21 protein-coding genes and 1 pseudogene are annotated in these 19,580 nt (G+C 60.6%); 6 read left to right on the top strand and 16 right to left on the bottom strand.

Going from position 1 to position 19,580, the window contains the following annotated elements; translation table 11 throughout:
• Positions 1-77 precede the first annotated feature (77 nt).
• Positions 78-535: pseudogene (locus ABNQ38_RS08595) on the top strand (transposase); the annotation flags it as partial.
• Positions 536-1,149: 614 nt separating this feature from the next.
• On the opposite strand, the gene ABNQ38_RS08590 reads toward ABNQ38_RS08595, so the two are convergent.
• The 9 genes from ABNQ38_RS08590 to ABNQ38_RS08550 form a co-directional block, all read right to left on the bottom strand.
• Entirely contained in the window at positions 1,150-1,539 is a 390-nt protein-coding gene (locus tag ABNQ38_RS08590) for a hypothetical protein (protein WP_377806710.1), read from the bottom strand.
• Positions 1,540-1,608: 69 nt separating this feature from the next.
• On the bottom strand, positions 1,609-2,226 hold the full coding sequence (locus tag ABNQ38_RS08585) for a FlhC family transcriptional regulator (RefSeq protein WP_377806709.1): 618 nt from the start codon (positions 2,224-2,226) through the stop codon (positions 1,609-1,611).
• Between the two features lie 39 nt (positions 2,227-2,265).
• Positions 2,266-2,553: a flagellar transcriptional regulator FlhD gene (locus tag ABNQ38_RS08580; RefSeq protein ID WP_377806707.1), complete on the bottom strand. Its 288-nt coding sequence runs from the start codon at positions 2,551-2,553 to the stop codon at positions 2,266-2,268.
• A gap of 3 nt (positions 2,554-2,556) precedes the next feature.
• The gene (locus ABNQ38_RS08575) at positions 2,557-3,357 is read right to left on the bottom strand and encodes a transglycosylase SLT domain-containing protein (RefSeq protein WP_377806706.1); all 801 of its coding nucleotides are present in this window, start codon (positions 3,355-3,357) and stop codon (positions 2,557-2,559) included.
• 751 nt (positions 3,358-4,108) lie between these two features.
• On the bottom strand, positions 4,109-4,372 hold the full coding sequence (locus ABNQ38_RS08570) for a hypothetical protein (RefSeq protein ID WP_377806705.1): 264 nt from the start codon (positions 4,370-4,372) through the stop codon (positions 4,109-4,111).
• 253 nt (positions 4,373-4,625) lie between these two features.
• Complete coding sequence (locus ABNQ38_RS08565) at positions 4,626-7,877, bottom strand: conjugal transfer protein TraG N-terminal domain-containing protein (RefSeq protein ID WP_377806704.1); 3,252 nt, start codon at positions 7,875-7,877, stop codon at positions 4,626-4,628.
• A 4-nt stretch (positions 7,878-7,881) separates the two neighbouring features.
• The gene (locus ABNQ38_RS08560) at positions 7,882-9,300 is read right to left on the bottom strand and encodes a conjugal transfer protein TraH (RefSeq protein WP_377806703.1); all 1,419 of its coding nucleotides are present in this window, start codon (positions 9,298-9,300) and stop codon (positions 7,882-7,884) included.
• Positions 9,297-10,304, bottom strand: a complete 1,008-nt coding sequence (gene traF / locus ABNQ38_RS08555) for a conjugal transfer protein TraF (RefSeq protein ID WP_377806702.1) — start codon at positions 10,302-10,304, stop codon at positions 9,297-9,299. Before traF ends, ABNQ38_RS08560 begins: the two co-directional genes overlap by 4 nt.
• 297 nt (positions 10,305-10,601) lie before the next feature.
• On the bottom strand, positions 10,602-10,772 hold the full coding sequence (locus tag ABNQ38_RS08550) for a hypothetical protein (protein WP_377806701.1): 171 nt from the start codon (positions 10,770-10,772) through the stop codon (positions 10,602-10,604).
• A gap of 256 nt (positions 10,773-11,028) precedes the next feature.
• On the opposite strand from ABNQ38_RS08550, the gene ABNQ38_RS08545 reads away from it, so the two are divergent.
• Positions 11,029-11,864 (top strand): IS5 family transposase gene (locus tag ABNQ38_RS08545; protein ID WP_377806700.1). Its coding sequence is split into 2 segments (ribosomal slippage): positions 11,029-11,428 and positions 11,428-11,864, totalling 837 coding nucleotides; the frame shifts between segments, so codons are not numbered across the junction.
• A 4-nt stretch (positions 11,865-11,868) separates the two neighbouring features.
• Here ABNQ38_RS08545 and ABNQ38_RS08540 read toward each other — a convergent pair.
• The 5 genes from ABNQ38_RS08540 to ABNQ38_RS08520 form a co-directional block, all read right to left on the bottom strand.
• On the bottom strand, positions 11,869-12,234 hold the full coding sequence (locus ABNQ38_RS08540) for a hypothetical protein (RefSeq protein WP_377806699.1): 366 nt from the start codon (positions 12,232-12,234) through the stop codon (positions 11,869-11,871).
• Between the two features lie 109 nt (positions 12,235-12,343).
• Positions 12,344-12,625, bottom strand: a complete 282-nt coding sequence (locus tag ABNQ38_RS08535; RefSeq protein WP_377806698.1) for a hypothetical protein — start codon at positions 12,623-12,625, stop codon at positions 12,344-12,346.
• Positions 12,626-12,753: 128 nt separating this feature from the next.
• Positions 12,754-13,152, bottom strand: a complete 399-nt coding sequence (locus ABNQ38_RS08530; protein ID WP_377806697.1) for a hypothetical protein — start codon at positions 13,150-13,152, stop codon at positions 12,754-12,756.
• A gap of 108 nt (positions 13,153-13,260) precedes the next feature.
• On the bottom strand, positions 13,261-13,887 hold the full coding sequence (locus ABNQ38_RS08525) for a hypothetical protein (RefSeq protein ID WP_377806696.1): 627 nt from the start codon (positions 13,885-13,887) through the stop codon (positions 13,261-13,263).
• 267 nt (positions 13,888-14,154) lie between these two features.
• On the bottom strand, positions 14,155-14,442 hold the full coding sequence (locus ABNQ38_RS08520; RefSeq protein ID WP_377806695.1) for a hypothetical protein: 288 nt from the start codon (positions 14,440-14,442) through the stop codon (positions 14,155-14,157).
• Between the two features lie 585 nt (positions 14,443-15,027).
• On the opposite strand from ABNQ38_RS08520, the gene ABNQ38_RS08515 reads away from it, so the two are divergent.
• The gene (locus ABNQ38_RS08515) at positions 15,028-15,627 is read left to right on the top strand and encodes a hypothetical protein (protein ID WP_377806694.1); all 600 of its coding nucleotides are present in this window, start codon (positions 15,028-15,030) and stop codon (positions 15,625-15,627) included.
• Positions 15,628-15,816: 189 nt separating this feature from the next.
• Here the strand turns inward: ABNQ38_RS08515 and ABNQ38_RS08510 are convergent, their stop codons facing one another.
• Entirely contained in the window at positions 15,817-16,386 is a 570-nt protein-coding gene (locus tag ABNQ38_RS08510) for a hypothetical protein (RefSeq protein ID WP_377806693.1), read from the bottom strand.
• Positions 16,387-16,543: 157 nt separating this feature from the next.
• Between ABNQ38_RS08510 and ABNQ38_RS08505 the strand changes: the two genes are divergently transcribed.
• The gene (locus ABNQ38_RS08505; RefSeq protein ID WP_377806692.1) at positions 16,544-17,485 is read left to right on the top strand and encodes a DsbA family protein; all 942 of its coding nucleotides are present in this window, start codon (positions 16,544-16,546) and stop codon (positions 17,483-17,485) included.
• A 5-nt stretch (positions 17,486-17,490) separates the two neighbouring features.
• The gene (locus tag ABNQ38_RS08500; protein ID WP_377806691.1) at positions 17,491-18,021 is read left to right on the top strand and encodes a hypothetical protein; all 531 of its coding nucleotides are present in this window, start codon (positions 17,491-17,493) and stop codon (positions 18,019-18,021) included.
• 59 nt (positions 18,022-18,080) lie between these two features.
• On the opposite strand, the gene ABNQ38_RS08495 is transcribed toward ABNQ38_RS08500, so the two are convergent.
• Entirely contained in the window at positions 18,081-18,347 is a 267-nt protein-coding gene (locus ABNQ38_RS08495; protein WP_377806690.1) for a hypothetical protein, read from the bottom strand.
• Between the two features lie 168 nt (positions 18,348-18,515).
• On the opposite strand from ABNQ38_RS08495, the gene ABNQ38_RS08490 reads away from it, so the two are divergent.
• The gene (locus ABNQ38_RS08490) at positions 18,516-19,547 is read left to right on the top strand and encodes a M48 family metalloprotease (RefSeq protein WP_377806689.1); all 1,032 of its coding nucleotides are present in this window, start codon (positions 18,516-18,518) and stop codon (positions 19,545-19,547) included.
• Positions 19,548-19,580: the final 33 nt, after the last annotated feature.

Below are 19,580 nucleotides of genomic sequence, written 5' to 3'. Positions count from 1 at the left end.
GCATAGGATCTCGACCCATAAAGGGCCTCTTCTGGATGGGAGCGTTGTGGTTCAACGCCCTAGAAGAGGGCTTTGAGCTGAGCGACGGTCAGTTCTGGGTGACGGTGGAGCAGCTTGGGCGGCTTGAGCCGCACCTTCCGCGTGATACCCTCGGCAAGCCACGCATGGATGATCGTGGTGTGATCAGCGGACTCCTCCGTGTGCTGAAGTCGGTTGGGCGCTGGGCGGGTGTTCCACCGGTAAAGGGGCCCCGCAAGACGCTCTACAACCGCTCCGTCTGTTGGGCGGCCATGGCATGCGGGAGGACGCCCTGCATGCCTTGGCGGCCGGTGGCCCACCCGCCCAGGTGATGATCGGTTCCACGGCCGTGCGTGCACATCGTTCGGCGAGTAGCGGCAAAGGGGGGGAGCGAGCCCAGGCCATCGGACGTCCCCATGACGGATCAACCACCAAAATCCACGCCCTTAACGAACCGCGCGATCGGCCGCTCGCCTTCCTGCTGATCGGCGGTCAGGTTGACGACTGCAACAATGGGCAGCAGGAAGCATCGCTAGCAACAACTGGCGTTTTAAAACGCTCCTGAGCGCCGCAGAAGGTTACGCCCATGCCATCAGCCCAAATGGCGGTACAGGGCCTCCAGTGGTAGGGAGGTCGCCATCATTGCCTCAAGCGCTTCAGTGCCGAGATCTCCGGTGTAGGCTATCGTATGATGTGCATCGCCCAAGGACCGCCGGGCCACTCTGGCGGCAAGGGCACGAGCCGGCATGTCCTGAGCATTCACAAGCAGCTGGATAGGTCGGTCGTCGTCTATGGGCCATACAAGGCGACCCGGCACGCCGGCGGCCTGCAGGACTTCCAGAGCGGCGAGGATTCGGTCGAAGGTCTCCCGTCGGCGCGCCTTGACCTGCTCGCGTCGACGGTCCTTCTCTGCCCGCGGCAATGGCATGGCACTCCTCCCTCTGTCGTCGAGCGGTCGCGAACTACAGGGTGACGTTCAATCCAACAGCCTTGGACCGCGGCCGTCACGAGTGTTCAATCGGAAGCACCGTGCGCCAGGCTGCCGACCATGGTATCGCACCCTAGATCGGTGGATGGCTGCCGAAAGCGCCCCGCGAGCCAGGCGAGAGTGCCGGGGGCGTGGACGGCATCCTACGCGCCCTCCTGCCAATGCTCGGCCGTGGTGAAGCGCATCCAGTCGCCGCCGTCCTGCTGCCAACGCCTTTGGCCGAGGCAAATCCACCGGTTAGCCTTCATGAACGGCGCGAAACAGGATGACAGGCGGCAATCATCTACGCGAGTTGCCTTGGTCCCGATGAGGCGCAGGTCCGATCGGTAAAGCGGGGCAATATCGGCGCCGCGCAGATCGGCATCATGGCCGTCCAGGCGCAGTCGATCGGTCGCCTCGAAGACCCAGTTGCTGTCGTCATCCCACACGCCGCGATCAGCGCCCGGATAAAGGGATAGCAGCCACAGGCTGGCAGTTCTGGAAACGGGGTTTAAATCTGCGGGCGTGTGGCACAAGACGGGAGCGTCGACCATTGTTGATCGTTACAGTTCCTGCCCGAGTTCCCGTAGCCCATGTGCCCCCCTGTCCGCTCCGGTGGACTATCAGGATGGGTTGGCGCTTGTGGAGACCGACCTAACGTTGAGGGGTTTCGAGGACCTGTCGGCTTCGTCGGAAAAGCAAACGCGCGCAGACGAGACACTGGCGGTCGACCGCCCGATCCGGGTTGCGCTTTCCGAGGTATGTATGGCCGGCTCATTGTCGGTCCCGCACGCCGGACACCGAGGTAGCAGGCGATGCTTATGAACCACAGCGTAGGTGCAGCCGCACTCACACGAGCGCAGCGAGAGATCGCGGATGCGGAGATCACGGACCAGGATCCACGCCTCTGTGGGTCCGATCTTCGGGGCGGAGGCCAATCCCGCCTCAGCACGAAACTCTAGAAACAGACTATAGGCACGGATCAGAGCGTCGATGTTGATTGTCCGAAAGACCGTTTCGGTGCCGACGTGGACGTACAGGTTCAAGAACAGGCTGGCTTCGATCACGTCGTGGCGGGTGCCAACCACACCGTCTGACTCGGACATCTGGCCTGATACGGGAGCTTCGCCGTTGTTGATCTCACGGTAAAGAGCTCGCAGAATCGGTGCGGAGATGCCCGTGTGAAGCTGGACGATCGACGTCCGGACGCCAAACACCATCAGCTTGATCGCCAGGGCCATTTGAGCATGTTGAGATAAGCGGTTCATGAGCGGCGGCCCTCAAGCTTGACGCACGGAAACGGAGCGCAGGAGCGCGATGTGCTTTGCCGGCGCCGCACCATTTTCAAGAACGTCGGGCATCATTGAACGCGGCTGAAAAAGGAACAGCGATCCCGACGCCATTTCCTGAAGTTTGCTGATGCTCACGTCTCGAATGTCTTCCGCAAAGGCGCGCGTGACGCCAAAACGGGCAGTCGCCTCACCCAGGTCTTCTCGCGCAACACGCTGGAGCAGAAGCAGCATGTGCCGGTTCAGATCACGAAAGTCCTCAGCAAACTTGTTGGTCATGGTTCAATCGTTCCAGAGCGAGGACACGGAAAGGCCGCTTCCGGTCAGTTGTTTGAGGCGCTGATGAACGGCGAGCACACGCTGTCCGTAGGCTCGCGCCGCGGATTCGTTCTGCCATGCGTTGTATCGTCCGATGCCAAGCGCAAGGTCACCAGGCTTTGATGCAATGCTCTCGCGCAGGATGGTCGCTCCCATACGCAAATTGAGCTTCGGGTCCAGAAGGTCGGCTGGGTCCGTAACGCGCTTTCCGTGGGCGCCGACATAAACCTGCATCATGCCGATGGCTGTACGTTTCAGCTCGGCTGACGGTAGGCTCCGAAGGTGACGCTCGGCTTCGCGACGATCGTCACCATAGAAATTGCCCTTTGGGCCGTTGAGCGCCCAAGGCCAGGGACGGGCGAAGCGGTTCTCATGCTTGGCGCTTTCAACCAGCGCCACAGAGAACAGCAGGTAGGGATCAATCCCCTCCTCTGCTGCTGCAGCTTCCCAGGCAGTGCCAGAAAGACTGAAAGCGGCAGCCGGTGAGCTCACTGCGGCCATCATGACCGCGGCGATAGCTAAGCCGGCGCCCATCAGGCGCCGCTTTCTCTGCGACGACGCCGGCTTCCCTGGCGCCAAATCGTGATGTTCAACCGGCAACATCGTGTGCCTACGCCTTTTAGATGCGCGTGATACCTCGAACGATTGCGTTATCACGCAACTTTTGAAGGCATTCAAGTAATAAATCGAATTTCGAGGCAATTTCCTGTGTCGGATCACGACATTGAGCAGGCATGCCAAATCGCCTGCGTCAAAATGGGCCACGGCTTCCGTGTTGCTGATGGCGCATTCGGCAAACTATCGACATGGATGAGCGCCCAGTAACCGCAGCTTCTCGAACTTCTATTGATAGGTCCTCACGCGAGGATGGTTAACGGCAATACTCTTGGGCGATCCGCTTCCGCGTTGCTTAATATGTCGTTAACTTCATCGAGGGCATTTCCGCGCATAGCGGTCATGGGGGGAGTCACCTAGCCCTGGTCGAAGCACCGTACCGGCCACGACTGCTGTCCTAGTGATGATGGTGAGGTCACGCTTCATCCCAGCCGCACGATTTCCATCTTTCACTTGAGAGGCATGGCGAAGGTCACTAGCGGTACTCTGGCGGTGCACGGCCTCACACGTCACAGGCAGGGCTCATGACGCAAGTGCTGTACAGGTGCTCTGGCATGCTCCTGGCAGTCACTCCGATCATCCCCAACGCCTTTGCCAGCTGGCCGGCTACGGACGTTTGGCCCCAACCGAGATAGGACCATCGTCCGCGGTTGTCCACGTCGGAAGGCGAGATGCGTGGGGGACTGCCCAGATCACCTATCGCGCCTGCCGAGCACTCGGCCGGTTTGAAGCGACGAGGCCGGCCGGGCATTGCGTAAGCCGACGATCCACTGTGAGGTCAAGCGCACGACTTCAGCGCCTTGATCATCGTGTCGGCGGCCCATCCTCATACCACTCACCAAAAAGAAATGCCCGGCTCCTAAGGATCCGGGCGTGGTCGGCTGGGACAGCTAAAGGCGGATTAGTCGAGAAGGCTGCGGCTGAGATTGATGCCGTTGACCTGACAGCCATAGTTCTCCGTCGGCAAAGCGGAGGCCACGTTTATGTACGGCAACTCAGTTCGCCGAGGTCTCTCCTCCGCAGCCACTGCAAATGGACGACCGTGCGACGAGGAGCGGCGCGAAAGCAACTTCAACGCACTGACGCCAAAGCCGAGGAACAGAAGCGAGAAATGACCCAGGAGGAGGAGTTCGAGGGGCCGGAGGCCGGAGAGGAAATCCAACATAGCCATTGTCCAATCTGTACAGCGACGAACTCACACCGTCACCATACGACAATCGTACCTGCTCTCCCCCTAAATGCAATAGCTCCTACACAAAATATCGATGCTTCGGCTCCGTCTACGTCGGATTTCGACCCGCCTTCCAACGTAAACCGTCGCGAATTGTTGTACGCGGAGATTAGAAGCGCCCGGCCGTCGGTGTTCGACGCCGGGCACTGTGATTAGCACTAGTCAGAAACCCGACGACCAACGCCGGTTATTTTCCACGCCCTTGAGCCAAAGCTCCTGGTGGCCTACTTCCACCGGCTCCAGTCGACGGTTGCTTTGGCGGGGCAGCCGCCTCAACGTCATCTGTTGGGAGGTACCCGCCCCCTTGCATCAAAGGAGGAGCGCTGCTCGGTGCCGCAGGTGCGCTAGTGGACGGCAAAGCCTGTGTCGGCACAGGAGCCGCCTTGGCGTCGTCTGTTGGAGGGTGCCCGTTCCCTTGCATCAAGGGAGGAGCGCTGCTCGGTGCCGCAGGTGTGCTGTTGGCTGGCGGAGCCTGCGTCGATCTGGGTTCCACGTCGAAGCCGGTCATTCGACCAGGATCGTGCTGGGTTATTGAGTATACGTCTCTAACCAGGGACTTGTTAAAGCGTTCAATTGCAGGCGCCAAATTATCGTGCACCCGCTCCTTGGTCCTTTCATAGACACCATCGACACCTTTATTAAGCTCACGCTCGTTCGCTTCTTTTTTATGCCGATCCTGGGTTTGGTTATATCGCTTTTCGAGGTCAGCCCTCGTAGGCATACCGGGGGCGCCACCGCTGTTAGTCTGGCTAATAACGGGGCTGGGGTTGGCGCCATCGGTACCTTGAGGTTCCGTTCGCGGCTGCGGCCTTCCTCCAGAGGCACCTTCCTGATCAATCTGCTCGGGCGTCTTTTGCCCGACCCGGTCCTTCACCTGACCAAAGGCAGGGACGGGCTTACTCCCAACCACCCGTTCAACTTCCGCCCGCGGCTCCGGTATTCCTGCAGCGGTTCCTTCAAGATGCGCGTTACGGGATGGATCACCCATGGGACCGCTATTGTGATTTGTTGCGCCCGAGAGCAACCCAAGCAGCGCGGCTTTCCTGTCGGCCGCTTCGGCGGTGGAACTTGCGGAGCCTCCGGGCATCTTGTTCTGATTGTTCAAGGTCATTAGGCCCGCGTAAGTGATAGCGTCTTCTCTGTTGCCAAAGGCCTTTGTGATTGCTCCCCCCGTCCGCTCGTCCATACGGACCAGTGCGTCACGTGCGCCTGTCAGGTTCCGACGCTCCAATTCGGCTTCAAGCCGCTCTCTTCCACCATGTTGCTGATTAATCGAATTGACTGCTTGGCCCGCGGAGAGCGTCTGGCTGGTTCCGAAGGACCGAGCAAGGCTGTCTGCCTTCTGGTACGCTTCCTGGGCGCTTAGAGCCTGTTGGGCACTTTCGCTCAGCGTCTTCTGGTGGCCTTCCGAAAGGCTGTGGGTGAAGCCGTTCTGAGTCGTATCAGCAGCCTCGCGCAATGCAGTTTCAGTCAGCGCACCGCTGAGCTTATCATTACGGCCGTATTGGAGTTTGATCGCCGCTTCGATCTGCGCAGCAGCTGACTGACCAGCTGTCCCGCTCATTTGGTCAGTTGCCTTGGCACCACCAGCAGCGCCTACCCCGCCACCAAATGCCTTCCCCAGGGCCTTCAATATTTTCGGACTGAATTCACCGGTGACGCCATACTCAAATGCGGCGGCATTAATGAGTTGGGTTCTGGACTCATCCCCCCGAGCATACTTATCAGTCACACCCCTCATGCTGCTCGAGACCAATTCGTAGCTCTTGCTACCCTGAAATGCGGATCCCGACTTGAACAATTCGCTGTGCCCATGCTGATATTGCTCGACAGCTTGGGTGCCGACTGTCGATGCAAGGTTCCTGGCGAATGTTTGCGTCTTAGCGTCGGCGACACTCTTGGTCGACGACTCCGCACTCTGCGCCAGCGAGCCGACGTTGAAGGACGTCAACATCTGGTCAGCCCCGCTGGCCATCGTGACGCGACTCGGATCAACAGTATAGGACGGTGCCACCTGGTATTTGGGCGCGGCATTGAACGTGTCGCGAGCCACCTTATCCTCTTTGAGGAAGTCACCCCCCTGGAGGCGGCCGGCGAGATGCGTCGCAGCGACTGACCCACCATAAACAAGCATAAGCGTCAACGCTGGGACCGATGACGCCAGCATCTCCCCAGTTGAGATCCACTTCTGAAGCGCGCCGTCAGCGACGAGAAGGCCACTCATCGAGTCAATGTAGTAACCAGCACCGTCGAGTGCCGCCATCCTCCCCGCCAAACTCATGTGCATATACAAATTGACGATTGCCAGCACCGGCATCCAAAGTTGGATCCAGAGCAATGTGAGAAGGTATTTTCCGGCAACTGTGATGCCAAAAGGCCCAATCACGACCAAGAAGCCCATTATCGGTGTCACGGCATATGTAAAACCTTCGAGAAATGTCAACATGGGCCGCACAATACTTCTGAACATTGATGCTTCGCCCATCCACGATACTGCCCGCTGGTTCTTTGCGTCCTCTATGAACTTTGCGTAGGTGAAAGCCCGATCCTCCTCCGAGCGCATTACCGCTCCATTCTCAAAAATAGGCTGGAGGACGGAAAGCGTGACGTACTGCTCGGCCGAAATAGCGTCAATACCAATCGCAAGAAGCGCGTTCCCAATAGTCCCAGGCACGTCATGCTCCAACACGTTGAGAATGCCTGGGAGAACCATTCGCATATACTTCTGCGTGAAGTCCCTAGTTGCCGCTGCCAAGACCACATGGGCATCAGTGCAGTCATATGTTTTTGGACTGCTCGCATCAATCCAGAGGTCCACAGTCCAGACTCTTGAGTCAAACTTCAGCGCGTTCACGATATCGCGTGAGTCGTAGATGTCTCTCACGCTGACTGTTTCCGACCCAAGACCAATAGTGGTGCAGTAACTAACGTAATTCGTCCACGACCGAACAAAATCTGAGTTGCCGCCGTTAAGTTTATTGGCTGGTCCGAGCATGGAAGGTTCGCCGGTCGTAACCCGGATTTTTTTTAGGACTTCCATGGCGTGGCCATAGCCATGCCCAGTCATCGCTGGTGCAGAGAATCCTTGCTCGAAAAGGACGGTGAGTTGGTAACCGATTTCGGAGATCGTGGAACCGACTGCGGCGACACCAATTGGAACATTTGCCACCGGCCGCACTTCACCTTTGTACGAATCCGTGATTGTGACGGTGGTAGATGGACCAAAGAGCAGCGAGAAGACCACCCAGCCCAGAAATATTTTTTGCCACTCTATCACCCTTGCACCACCACCAATTGCCTGGAAACTCACGAGTAGCGCTCCAAGCAAAAGGCCAATTTGGGCGACAGCATAAAACTCACCCGTCCCCACAATCATCGCAATGCTGTTCAGGATCTCTGCAAGGAACCCGCTATCTCCGATGCTGTTGATATTCCACATTTTTCTATTCCCTGCCGAAATTCCCGGTCGCTGCGTAACGCACCTTCCGAGTAATATCTAAAATCACGAGATAGTTTCGATAGACGTCGGTTGGATCACCGATCTGCCCCCGCATAAGTCTTTGCTCGTTTCTAAATGATTCCTTTGAGTTTTTTAGAATTTCGCTCAGCTGCTTGGCGTGTGGTTCATCGGAAGTTGTTGCTGCGGCATCTACCGCCTTGATCATATCTTCAATCATGAGAGCAGCCATCTCATATGCGAGATGTGGAATTGCTTGCTCTGCCAAGGCGACAGCGCCTGCTTGTCCCTGCTTTGCTAGCCTGAAAATCATGCTGGCAAGGTGGTAGCGTTGGGGTGACAGAAACGCCCTATCCGCTTCGGTTAGAGAGCCTTGATTGCTGGCAATACGATAAACCAGTCCCGGCGTTCCCCCGCTTCCTTCAAGCATCTTCTCAGAAATCATTTTACGGAAGCCCTTGAGCACGACGGGCTGCGATGACAGATTTAGACACCCATCTGCCGCCTTAGTGTCGCAGCGCATGATCTTTATCGGAACTCCATTAGTTCCTTCCATGATATCTTTAAAGCTGATCTTCGACCCAGTGACGGGAGTGTATCGCGGTGCCTTCTTACCGTCTCCAGCATCTTCCAGATCGCCCACGATAACCGTACCGGCGATGTTCATCATGGCCTCGAGCATGTCCTCGTCTCCGCCCGTGAACCATGCGCTAACGGCATGCTTCTTGAGTGCCCGCCAGACGATGTTGCCCTTAACCTTCTGGGCAAAGTCATCCGGTGCGTTTTCCGCGGCTTGCTGGGGCGGGCCCTTGCCGCCAGATGCCGTCCAGGATTCGAAGATGTCACCAATGCCCTTCTTGAAGCTGATCTTTGACGCCTCGGTTTCCTGCTTCTTCAGCGCCGCGCCCAAGGTGTCATTGACGATACCCTGCGCCAATTGGCAACTGTTGCCAAAGAACTGGTTGAGTTCCTGGATCTTCTTCTGGATCTGCTCAATGATCGCCGCGCAGTCCTGACACATAGAACCCAGCGCAAGTTGGAATGCGTAGCCGGCGGCGTTTGCGGCAATGCCGCGCATCAGCTGCACGAATTGGTCGGCGTTGATGAAGCTGAACGAGCCGCCGAACAGATCGATTCCTCCGCAGCCTGCTTCAAAGCTCGGCGGTACGAACGAAATCAAGTTCTCGTTCATGATCCGGTTTTTGGCAGTAAACTGCCCGCCGGCGAAAACGCCGCGCCGCTGCGTCTCCCAAACGCCAGGAGCAGTCGTGTTGCTCATGGCGCCGAACAGCGAGTCCATCTGGCTATGCAGACCGGCGGCCTGCAGCTGTACCGGCGTCGCCGTGACGGTGAGGCACGCGCCTATTGTTACCGCAGCGACTATCTTGCGGGCGATCTTGATCATTGCCTCACCATGGAACGAAGGTGGTTGACGAGTTGAGCGGGGTCGGCGGCGATCTCAGGAGGCATATCGATCTTCGCGGGCAGCATTGGCCCGTTGTCGACGGCACGGGTCTTGTTGAACGCTTTCTGGTCGATCCAGCCTGCGTTGAGGGCGCCGGTGAGGATGCGCCGCCGCAGCTCGTGCAGCGATAGGACACCGCGGGCGATGGTCTGAACGCCTTCCGGCGGGCGGACCAGGACCAGGGTCGGCGTGCGCTCCACGCCCAGCTTTGCAGCCTGCCCAGTATCCGCCCGGAAGTTCGGAAACTGTCCACCAGGCAGGGGTTTTCCATCAAGGCTGATCGGCGTGATGTGGAAGCCATAGGCGCGTTCCAGCATCTCGAGGACCGGCGCCTGCTTGTCGCAGTAGACGCAATCGCCCCGGTAGAAGAACCAAATGCCGGCCTGCTGCGCGATCTCCTTCAGCTCCGCGTCGGTGGCCTCCCCAGCCACGGCGTTCATCTCGTTCGCGGCAAAGGTCGCGGTCGGACGACGGCCTGTCTCATCCAACAGCGGATCGCCCACGACAACGCGCTGAGCCATATCCGTGAAAGCCGAAGCCTTGTCCATGGCGAGCCGCTGAATGACGTAGTAGGCGCGCACGTTCTCGGCGCTGGGGTCATCCAGCGCACGGTCCCGGTACTTGGGAAGGTTCTCCCGTAGCCAAGCGGCCGAGCCGAAGGCGGGCGGTTCCGGGACCTTTGGCTGCTCCAGGGGCTGCGGAGGCGGAGGAGGAGGAGGTGGTGGTGGTGGGGTCGCCGCCGCTGGCGGCAGTGCGGGCTCTTCCTTTTTCGGGGGCGGCGGTTCCTCGTCGGGCTCCGGCTGGACCTCATACCAGAACCAGCCGCGCTCCCGATCGCCGAAGAAGCCCGCGGACTGTGCCTGCTGCTGGGCCGACGCAGAAAAAGCCATCGAGCCAGCGAGCAAGGCGGCAGTGGTGCTGATGAGGGCGGAGCGTATCGTCATGTCCGCAAAGCTACCTTTCCAGGCCCCTCCTTCGCGCCGCCGAAAGGCGCGGGAAATCGATGTCTTTCTCGGGCGTGCGCAGTTCGATAAAGCTGGACACGCATGGGGCGCAGCAGCGGCTGTGCGTCGTCTTTGCCTGGATAGGCATGCCCCGCACTTCCTATCGACCGGCCGGGATGAACAAACGAAAGAGTGCTGTGGTCTCGGAGTCCATGCAGAACACCGAGACCACAGCGGGTTAACACCCGCGGATTCGAAGGCAGCGCCTCCCGATCCGGGGCGATGGTATGGGCGACCTCAGGCGGCCTCGATCCGCGCCGCGGCCTCCTCAAAACTCAACCCCGTCTGCATGAGGTTGAGCATGTCCTGGAACTGGCTGGTGTCGGTGATCCGAACCACACCCGACGTCTCCTCGCTGATGATGTTGCCGTCGTCGTCGAGGGTCTGAATGGTGACACTCTGCATCATCCTTCCCCCTTTTACGTAGCAGCCGCCGCGAGTACGCTCGGGCCTGTGACGGTCACCTGCCAGCCGGCTCCATACAGCGCCGCTTGCTCTTCCGCCTTCAGTTTGGCTTCCCGGAGCGCCGTCGCCGCAGTTAAGTATGACCGCGGCCACCGTTCCTTAATGGAGCGAGGTTTGCCTCCCTCAGAGCCTGTCCGAGAAGAAGTTGAATCGAATGAATCGGTTGTGATTCAAGGGAGCCTCCAAGAGGGAGGCAAGGATGTGGACGGCGGAAAAACGGGAGCGGCATGACCGCAGCGGGCTGCGCTACCCGAGCGACCTGAGCGATGAGGAGTGGCGGGTCGTCGAGCCGCTGATCCCACCGGCTCGGCGCGGTGGGCGGCACCGCAGCGTCGATCTTCGGGCGGTACTGAACGGAGTGCTGTACGTTTTGGAGACGGGCTGCCAATGGCGTCACCTGCCCAAGGACCTGCCGCCGCGCAGCACGGTGCATGGCTATCTGCACCTGTGGGCCTGGGAGGGAACGCTGGAGCGCATCCACCATGACCTCTACCAGCGGGTCCGCGCGCAGGAAGGCCGCGAGCCCAGCCCGACCGCCGCCGTGCTGGACAGCCAAAGCGTCCGCGCGGCGGAAAAGGGGGGCCTGCGGCGGACCCGGTCGGCTACGACGCGGGCAAGAAGATCAAAGGCGTCAAGTACCACATCCTCGTCGACACGCTCGGACTGCTCCTGAACGTCGCCGTGCATCGTGCCGACATCCAGGACCGCGACGGCACCGCTCTGGTCCTGGACAAGGCAACCCGCGCGCAGTTCCCTTTCATCCGAGTGATCTTCGCCGACGGTGGCTATCAGGGGGAGGTCGCCGCCGCCAAGGTGAAGGAGGCCGGCGACTGGCGGTTGGAGATCGTCAAGCGCTCCGATCAGGCCAAGGGCTTCGTCGTGCTCCCGAAGCGGTGGCTGGTTGAGCGAACGCTGTCATGGCTCACACGCTGCCGCCGTCTCGTACGCCATTACGAATACTATCTCCGAACCTCCGTCGCCTTCATCCGCATCGCCATGATCCGTCTCATGCTCCGGCGCCTCGCACGGAAATAATCTTTCAAGACAGACTCTCAGCGGTGACGGTCACGAACCAACGAAACTCCCCATCGTAGGGCGTGACGCCGTACACGATGACGACACGCTCGGTGCCTTGCGGACGGGTCCGCCCCGGCGGGAGTGCATTGATCCAAATGGCCCGGTCGGCCGTTGATATCTTCCGGCCATCGTTCAACGCCTTCCCGGCGCCGAGAGCACCATCTATTGCGTCCCATGCGTCGTCTCGGGATTCCCCATAGACCACGAAGTGGAACACTTCGCCCGTTGAGAGAACCTCGATGACGACGTGCCACGCTGGCAGCAGGCAGTTGAAGATGTCGAAGAACGGCCCGATGACCTTATGCAGTGTGATGGACTGCTGTTGCATGTGCGATCTCGTGGTTGGGGCACACGCTCCCCGTATGGGGCATCATGTGCCCCGCTTGGGGATGACGCCGCCCGACCCCCAGGAGGAGCCGGACGGCGCGGATTGACGTTCAGGCGAGCCGCCGCGCCATGCGCGAGAAAGTCGCAACGGCATCCTCACGGTTCAGACGAGGACTGAACCACTGGCGGACGCCTTCGGTGGTCGGCTTGAGAAAGACCCGGTAGTACCCGCCGGCGAGCGAAGCTTGCCGTTTGAGCTGGAGGGTCTCACCCGTGTAGACCGTGCGCTCCGTCACAACGACAGGCGCCGGCGGCTTGCTGAAGAGCTTGCCATCCGACACTTCGTAGAGGAACTGTGCGGTCAGCCCGATGAACTTGGTCAGCTTTTTCATGATGCACCTTGTCTGTGGGTGAGGCGCACCACTCCCCTTGTTGGGGCGAAGCGCGCCCCGACTGGGGAATGTAGCTGTGGCGACCGGCCGGAGCCGGCTGTGGTTGCGAGCTCGGGAGAGCGTGCCGATCAGGTCACGCTGCTGAACACGCTATTGAGGTCGATGCCAGGGGGGTCGATGGCCGAAAGCGTCACGATTGCCTCGGCATCGGACCCGTCGGATTGGCGGATGCGCGCCAGATCGACGTCGTCTGCGCCCTCGGTGTCGTAGTCGATGATCGCCACCCCGAGATTGCCTGGGAGGTTCTCACCGACGACGGCCTGGACAAGGCCGCCGTCAAGCACGATGGCCAGCCGGCGGGGAGTGTTGTTGGCGAGGATCGCTTCCAACGTCTCCAAGTCGGTCCGTTTGGCGCCGGGTCCACTGTAGGTGAAGCCCGCGCTTGGACGGTCTGCTTGCTCCCGCAGGACCGTGGTCACGCGTTGCAGGATATCTGCTGGAACGTATTTCAGCTGCTGGTCAGTCATGATGCACCTATTGGCGTCTAGGTTAGACGACGAGGCACACCATGCCCGAGGGGCAACGTGTGCCCCAGGAGGAGAGCTGATGAATGGCGCCGGGAGACGCCGGCGTGGTCAGGCGGCGCGGTTGTAGCGACCGCGAACCTGTTGAGCGAAGGATTGGGCTTCCGAGACGGCATGGCAGTAGCCGCTGTCAGCCTCATTTCGGTCGGTGAAAGCGCTGGTAGTGGTTTCCTTCCAGCGTCCCAGCAAACCGGGACGGACCCCTGAATAGTGGATCGTCTTCGTCAGGACATAGCAGTCGCTGCGCGGCGGCCGGGCGAGTTCGATATCGAACCGCTGAGCGTATGCGCAGGGCTGATGGTAGGTAAGCCCTTGCCAAGCAACGAGCACCGTTGTCTCGGCCAGGATATCAGCGGGCGCGCCGTGAATGATCGCCTCGGCTTCCCAACGGGACATACCCAGGAGATCAAGGCGGTTCTGTGCCTTGAGGGTCTCGACCACAAGCCGGTCTGCTTTGGCCATCGTCTGCACCTTGTCCAGGTGATCCCAAGGCTTGGTGTTCTCGACCGGCTCAAAGTCTTCGTTGTCCTCGTCCCAGCACCCAGCGACGTAGGTCGGAGCCCGTTCGGCGGTTTGCTTGGCGATCTCGACCTCACGAATGAGGGCGAAGGCTACCTTGCGAGCCGCGAAATACTCCGACGTGCCGGGGATCGGGGAGAGGGTGATTTGATTGTCCATGATGCACCTTTTCAGAAGTGAGGCGCACCACGGCCCAACACGGGGCACAGGCGCGCCCCCGGTTGGGGTTGGGTCCTTCGTTGCTACACGCCCGCTAAATCGCGATGCGCGTGATGCGCCCCCAAGAGGGCCGAAGCTGAGGCGGCGGCGAACAAACGCCGGCCGAGCGGTCGTGCGGAAACGACGCGCCACGCAGCACCATTTTTGGCGTTGCGTGGCCACGCCGCTCAACCAACTGCGCCGGGTTCACGGGCGCACAGATGGTCCTTACCGCTTGAGCATGGGATACTGCTCAAGCATTGCCGCCTCGCTGCCGAAGCAGCTGAGCGACCAGGCGATCGCTTCGATCGTCTCATCCAGATCCATCGAGTAGACGAGGATCTCGGAGGGTTCTCGCAGCACCAGCCAGTAGGCGATGTCGCCGTCCTCGTCGCTCGTGGTGACGAAGCAGACATTCGCATCGCCAGCCTTGTAACGCTGCCAATCCGCCGCAAAGCGGGCGTTCAGCTCAGCGTTCTCAAGGTTGCTGGTGACGTTGGACAAAAGAACAGTCATGGTTCTCTCCACTACGATGATGGAAGATAAACCACGCCCCTTCCGGGAAGCGTGGTCCCGGATGGGGATGTTCATCGACAAGCGCTCAAGAGGAGCGCCTCGATATCTGCTGAAGCGACGTCCTAAGGCGGAGCGCTTCATGCATGTGTTCTGGCGAGTTCCAGAACATGGATGCTGGTTATTTATAGTGCCCAACTAGCACTTTTTAGATCAACTAGCTTCCAGCAACATGCATGGAAGCCGACTAGAGTCGTTGCTACAAGCAAACGAATCAAAGTGGCTTGATTATAACGGTAGCGAGTTTGGTTCCGCTAGTGCCAAATGACGATGATTTTTATCGCTTTTCGGCTCGCTGTTGAGGGCCCAAAATGGGGTTATTTTCAGTGCCTTTCTCCGGCGCGAAGGGCAGTCCATAGCCGCTATAGTGACGCTTGACGACGAACCACACGCTGGCATGCCATGGGCCACATAACTGACGAAGAACGAGAAATCATCCGCAAGCATTACCCGACTATGGAGCGAACCCAACTCCAGGTCCTGCTGCCCAAGCGGAGTTGGAACGGCATTCGATCCGAGGCGCGACGCATGAAGCTTCGTCGCCAGGCTAATCCGGTTCGGCGGTGGCGGCCTGACGAGGATCGTGGGCTGCAGGAAAGGATGTCCGCCGGCGCCTGCCTTACAGACGTCGTCGCCGTGCCTATCGGGAGCAATCAGATCGCAATCGCCGATCGCGCGGAAGAACTCTGTCTGGCTCAAGCAGAGCCTGGTGAACCCAACACTCCCATCACCTCTCTCGATTTGCCGACTGGGTGGTCTACCGGCGAGTTTCTGGTGTTGCTCGACAGCTATCCGTCACCAGATGTGAGCATCAGGGACATCATGCGCCGACTTCCTGGAAAGTCGCTGCCGCAGATTCGTCGGGCTGCCCGCTTGGCCGGTCTTGGCCGCCCCAGAAGCACCATGGCCACCTCGGTGGCCGGCCGCGACGCCAAAAACGTCTGGAGGAATGCTGAGGACATGCTCGTCCTCAGGATGTGGAAGAGCGCCACCCTGGAAGAGATAAGGTGCTTTCTTCCGCATCGGACCGAAGGGGCAATCGCGCAGCGCGCGCGGAAGCTGCTCCGGCGAGAACGATCCGAGAAAGCCACCGCACCATCCGGCAATGTCGCCGTTGCGGCTGAGTGATCCCGACTCCGAACAAAGAGCACCATGTTCGGCCGACCGCCGGACCTTGCTCTTCATCCACAGATCCACGCCGTAACGGGCCGCAGACCTGAAAACTGGTCGGAGCTGGCCAGTACCCACCTCGCGGCCGCACAGCAGGTCACACGACCTGACTTCGTGCCCGTTCGTGTGCAGTACTATCAGGAGGCATCAACGGGTGCGGCCGAAGGCTACGGCAACCCGCCGCACCGGTCCACTGCCACCGACTTTGAGCTCCACCCGCTCCCCCTCATGCATGCGCAGCGTTTCTTCGACGCGGACCTGGTCCGGCTCCGGCGCCTTGCTCAGTTTCCGTTGTTCCGCCGCCAAGTCGGATCGCCGAAGCGATGCAGCCTCAACCACCAATTCGACAGAGGCGTCATGTGAGGTATGGGGCGTTACCCGCACCGCCGTGACATGCCCGGTGCAGACCACCGCCAGCGGAGCGCCATCCCTTCCCGCCAGCGCAAAGCTCCGCCTTTCGACGGAGTGTGCAGACACTTCCGCGTTCGGCTGCGTAATGAATGGCACCTGTTCGATCACGCGGTTGGCACTGTCGAACAGCGTCACTTCGACTACGAGAGAGGCCGCGGGATCGGACGCATAATCCTGAATGCCCCTTCCCCTCTCCTGGTCGCACCGGCTCGACAGAGAACCGTCCAGAGGAGCCGTGCCTGCCGCCTCCGCGATATGAAGGGTGGCGAGCAGGGCGACGGCCGCGACCGCAAACGTGCGTGTCATCTCGTGAGCTCCCGAGGCAATTCCAACTGAACCGCGTAGCAGCTTCAAAGGCCGTTTCTCTACAGAGAAAGGCGACGGTTTTCGCTGTCTTTCGGCGGCGCGCCGAATTGCCTGATGGCGCTAGTCTTCTGGTCGCGTGACTACCCGGAGATGAAGAGTGAAGCGCCCCCTACTGACCCTGCCCGTCCTTCTGGCACTCTCCGTCACCGCTCCTGCGTCTGCAGCGGACGTTGACGGCATCATCGACGCTCTGATGAACCGCGTTGAGCGCCTTACCCAGCAGAATACGAAGCTCACCATCGAGAATGAGCAGCTGCGGAAAACCACTCAGGTCAGAGACCACAGCGACGTCATGCCCGAGAATACGGCGCAGCTCCTGCGCAAAGCCGCAGACGCTGCCACGATCACCCCGCCGGCAGCGGTCGCAGCGAGCACCGCGCTCGACGCGAAGCAGCTCGACGAGTATCTGCGCCAGTGGATGAAGGATAATGCCGGGTACGTGTTCGAGAGCGTCAACAAGCACCTAGCCGAGCAGCAGCAGGCCCGTGCTCCGAAGTCCGAGAACTTCGCGGCGCGCGCTTCTGACCTGTTCGAAAAGGACGCAATCAAGGCCGGCGCCGTGACCGGTGCCAAGGTGCGGCTGGTGATGTTCGCAGACTACAACTGCACTTACTGCAAGAAGGCGCAGCCGGTCATCGACGAGCTTCTTGCCAACAACCCGGACCTCCAGGTGGTCTATCGCGAACTGCCCATCCTGTCTCCGACCTCGCGGCTCGCCGCTCAGGCAGCCCGTGCAGCGGCGCTGCAGGGCAAGCACGAGGCTTTCCACCGGGAACTCTACAAGCTGACGGAGATCAGCGAACAGAGCATCCTGCAACTGGCTGCCCGCCCGGACATTGGGTTGGACGTGGAACAGCTGCGGAAGGACATGACCTCGGAGAAGGTCGCTTCGCTGGTTACCAACGACTTCAATCTCGGCCAGAGCCTGGGAATCCAGGGCACCCCGTTCTTCTATCTGGACGGCGGCGCGACCATGCCGGGGTACGCTCCGACATCCCAGATGCAGGCGATGATCGATCAGGCCCGCAAGAAGAGCTGAGCTAAATGCCTCACCTCCGCACGCTCGCCATCGGCTTGTTGCTGATGGCGGCTGCGGGCTCCGCCAGCGCGGCGCCCCAGCAGAACTCATGGAAGAGCACGGAGGCGGCGACGCAGGCGGTGGCCGTTGAAAAGGGCGACCTAACCATCATCCTCCGGGTGCTTGCCAGTAGCGTCAGCACCGCCGAGTTTTCTGTCGCGATGTCGCCGCTGACGGCGGAGGTGCGGTCTCGCTACAGCGGGCAAGAGTGCATCTTCTACGAAGAGGTGACCAACTCGCCATTTGCTGATAATCCCTACTTCGCACCTATCGCCGGTCAGATCGTTCAAGATGCCCTGCCGGCCAAGTACCTCAACAACAAGGTCGTGGGCAAACTCGCGTCATATCTCGCGTACATGGCGGCCACCAACGACCCGCCTGCCTGTGTCTGCGAGCCGATGCCGGTTAAGGAGGTGATCGACCTCTGCCGAAAGCGGTTCTATCCGGCGTCCCAACGGGACCAAGCCCGCTACGACAAGGCCATGCTGCCCCCGTGACGCGGGCAGAGCTGAGACATGACGAACGGCCGGGGGGCACATCCCCGGCCGTTCGCATTTCAGCGCAGCTTGTAAGCTCCGGTGTCCCATCCCGACGCTTGCACGGGCTGCGGCGCGGTGCCCAGCCAGCCGGCCAACGGGTTCACGGCATCAAGAGCCCCGCCTAACTCGCCGGTGGCCCAGTGAAGTGCAACGGCAGTCGTGCCCGGCCGCGTGTGTTCGAAGTACATGCCGACACCGACACCGATCACCATCATAGCCAACGGTGAACGCACGACCTGCAGGAAGAAGGCGAACAAGAAGGTTCGCAGGATCATGTTGACCATCGGGGTAAACTCCAGTGCGTGTTGCCGGCATCCTACCGGGACGCGCAGCCGCTTCGCGCCGGGGAAAGGCGACGGATTTCTACGTCTTTCAGCGGCGCGGTAGAACCAGCCGACGCTCTAGGATCGGCGCAGTTGCCGCAGCTCTGCGACACTTCCCACGGAGTGATTATGCCCCCCCGGATCCCTGGTCGGACCCGATCGACCGCAACAGCTGTTGCCCTGCTTGCGCTCACAACCGTCGCCGCGGCTCCCTTCGGCTGGGTGACGGTCAACAGCGCCTGCATCATCGTGGAAGAGGGCGCCGCTACACCCTTTGCATGGGTCGCGTTGGTGCTCATTGGCCTACCCTTCGCTGGCTGGTGCCAGCGCTTTCTGCGCTGCCTCCTCTTCGCGCGCCAGCGCGCCGCGAAAGCGCTGGGAGCCAAGGTCATCTCCTTGCGTATGGTCGAGCGGAACAAGAACGTTTCTCCGGCCGAGGTGGCGCTTTACCACTTGGTCAGGAGCATGGCCGAACGAGCGGGCCTCCGGGCCGCGCCCATGGTAGGCGTCGTGCCCAGCGACGACATTAACGCGTTTGCTATCGGCCGGCGCGGCAGCTATCTCATTGCCGTTAACGTCGGCACGGTTAATCGGTTATCAGTTGACGAGCTGGCGGCAGTCCTGGGGCACGAGGTCGGGCACGTCGCCCACGGAGACTCGTTTGTGAAGACGCTCGCACTGGCGGTCCAGGACAGCATCGCGACGTTCCTGATATCGCCTTTGGCCTTCGCCCACAGCTTGCTCCGCGCCTCGCCTGCCCTGCTGCTGCTGTTGAGCGCCGGGTTGCTGTACGGCATCTGGCAAGGACAACGAGACCTTGCCATAGCGTGCGCGGTCGCCCTCTTCCTTCCGCAGTTGGCGTGGATCGTCCTGCTCGCGTGCCGCGCGCTGATTGCCCAACTCGACCGCTGGCGCGAGTTCCACGCGGACGCTGCCGGCGCGGCCCTCACATCACCGCACAGTATGGCGGCGGCCCTCGCAAAGATAGCCGACGACGGGTCGGGCAAGCGCATCGTGACCAACCCTCTACACTCCCCCGCCTTGGCTGGTTTCGGGATCAAGGACACGATCTTGTTCGCGGGTCTGGCCGGGAAGTTGTTCGCCACCCATCCCCCCGTCCAAGATCGCGTGGACGCTCTCATCAGCGGGCGGTTTCTCTGACGCCGGGAGTTAGGTGCGAGGTCATAAGGCGAA

Origin of the sequence: Azospirillum sp. A29, from assembly GCF_042604625.1 — a bacterium.
Classification (GTDB): domain Bacteria; phylum Pseudomonadota; class Alphaproteobacteria; order Azospirillales; family Azospirillaceae; genus Azospirillum; species Azospirillum palustre.
This window is presented reverse-complemented; position numbering and strand designations above follow the sequence as displayed.

Bases quoted from the DNA above. Each gene is read 5' to 3' on its own strand.
- ABNQ38_RS08590 (WP_377806710.1), bottom strand. From the start codon at position 1,539: ATGGTCGACGCTCCCGTCTTGTGCCACACGCCCGCAGATTTAAACCCC.
- ABNQ38_RS08585 (WP_377806709.1), bottom strand. From the start codon at position 2,226: ATGGCCCTGGCGATCAAGCTGATGGTGTTTGGCGTCCGGACGTCGATC.
- ABNQ38_RS08580 (WP_377806707.1), bottom strand. From the start codon at position 2,553: ATGACCAACAAGTTTGCTGAGGACTTTCGTGATCTGAACCGGCACATG.
- ABNQ38_RS08570 (WP_377806705.1), bottom strand. From the start codon at position 4,372: ATGTTGGATTTCCTCTCCGGCCTCCGGCCCCTCGAACTCCTCCTCCTG.
- ABNQ38_RS08565 (WP_377806704.1), bottom strand. From the start codon at position 7,877: ATGTGGAATATCAACAGCATCGGAGATAGCGGGTTCCTTGCAGAGATC.
- ABNQ38_RS08560 (WP_377806703.1), bottom strand. From the start codon at position 9,300: ATGATCAAGATCGCCCGCAAGATAGTCGCTGCGGTAACAATAGGCGCG.
- traF (WP_377806702.1), bottom strand. From the start codon at position 10,304: ATGACGATACGCTCCGCCCTCATCAGCACCACTGCCGCCTTGCTCGCT.
- ABNQ38_RS08550 (WP_377806701.1), bottom strand. From the start codon at position 10,772: ATGATGCAGAGTGTCACCATTCAGACCCTCGACGACGACGGCAACATC.
- ABNQ38_RS08540 (WP_377806699.1), bottom strand. From the start codon at position 12,234: ATGCAACAGCAGTCCATCACACTGCATAAGGTCATCGGGCCGTTCTTC.
- ABNQ38_RS08535 (WP_377806698.1), bottom strand. From the start codon at position 12,625: ATGAAAAAGCTGACCAAGTTCATCGGGCTGACCGCACAGTTCCTCTAC.
- ABNQ38_RS08530 (WP_377806697.1), bottom strand. From the start codon at position 13,152: ATGACTGACCAGCAGCTGAAATACGTTCCAGCAGATATCCTGCAACGC.
- ABNQ38_RS08525 (WP_377806696.1), bottom strand. From the start codon at position 13,887: ATGGACAATCAAATCACCCTCTCCCCGATCCCCGGCACGTCGGAGTAT.
- ABNQ38_RS08520 (WP_377806695.1), bottom strand. From the start codon at position 14,442: ATGACTGTTCTTTTGTCCAACGTCACCAGCAACCTTGAGAACGCTGAG.
- ABNQ38_RS08515 (WP_377806694.1), top strand. From the start codon at position 15,028: ATGAAGCTTCGTCGCCAGGCTAATCCGGTTCGGCGGTGGCGGCCTGAC.
- ABNQ38_RS08510 (WP_377806693.1), bottom strand. From the start codon at position 16,386: ATGACACGCACGTTTGCGGTCGCGGCCGTCGCCCTGCTCGCCACCCTT.
- ABNQ38_RS08500 (WP_377806691.1), top strand. From the start codon at position 17,491: ATGCCTCACCTCCGCACGCTCGCCATCGGCTTGTTGCTGATGGCGGCT.
- ABNQ38_RS08495 (WP_377806690.1), bottom strand. From the start codon at position 18,347: ATGGTCAACATGATCCTGCGAACCTTCTTGTTCGCCTTCTTCCTGCAG.
- ABNQ38_RS08490 (WP_377806689.1), top strand. From the start codon at position 18,516: ATGCCCCCCCGGATCCCTGGTCGGACCCGATCGACCGCAACAGCTGTT.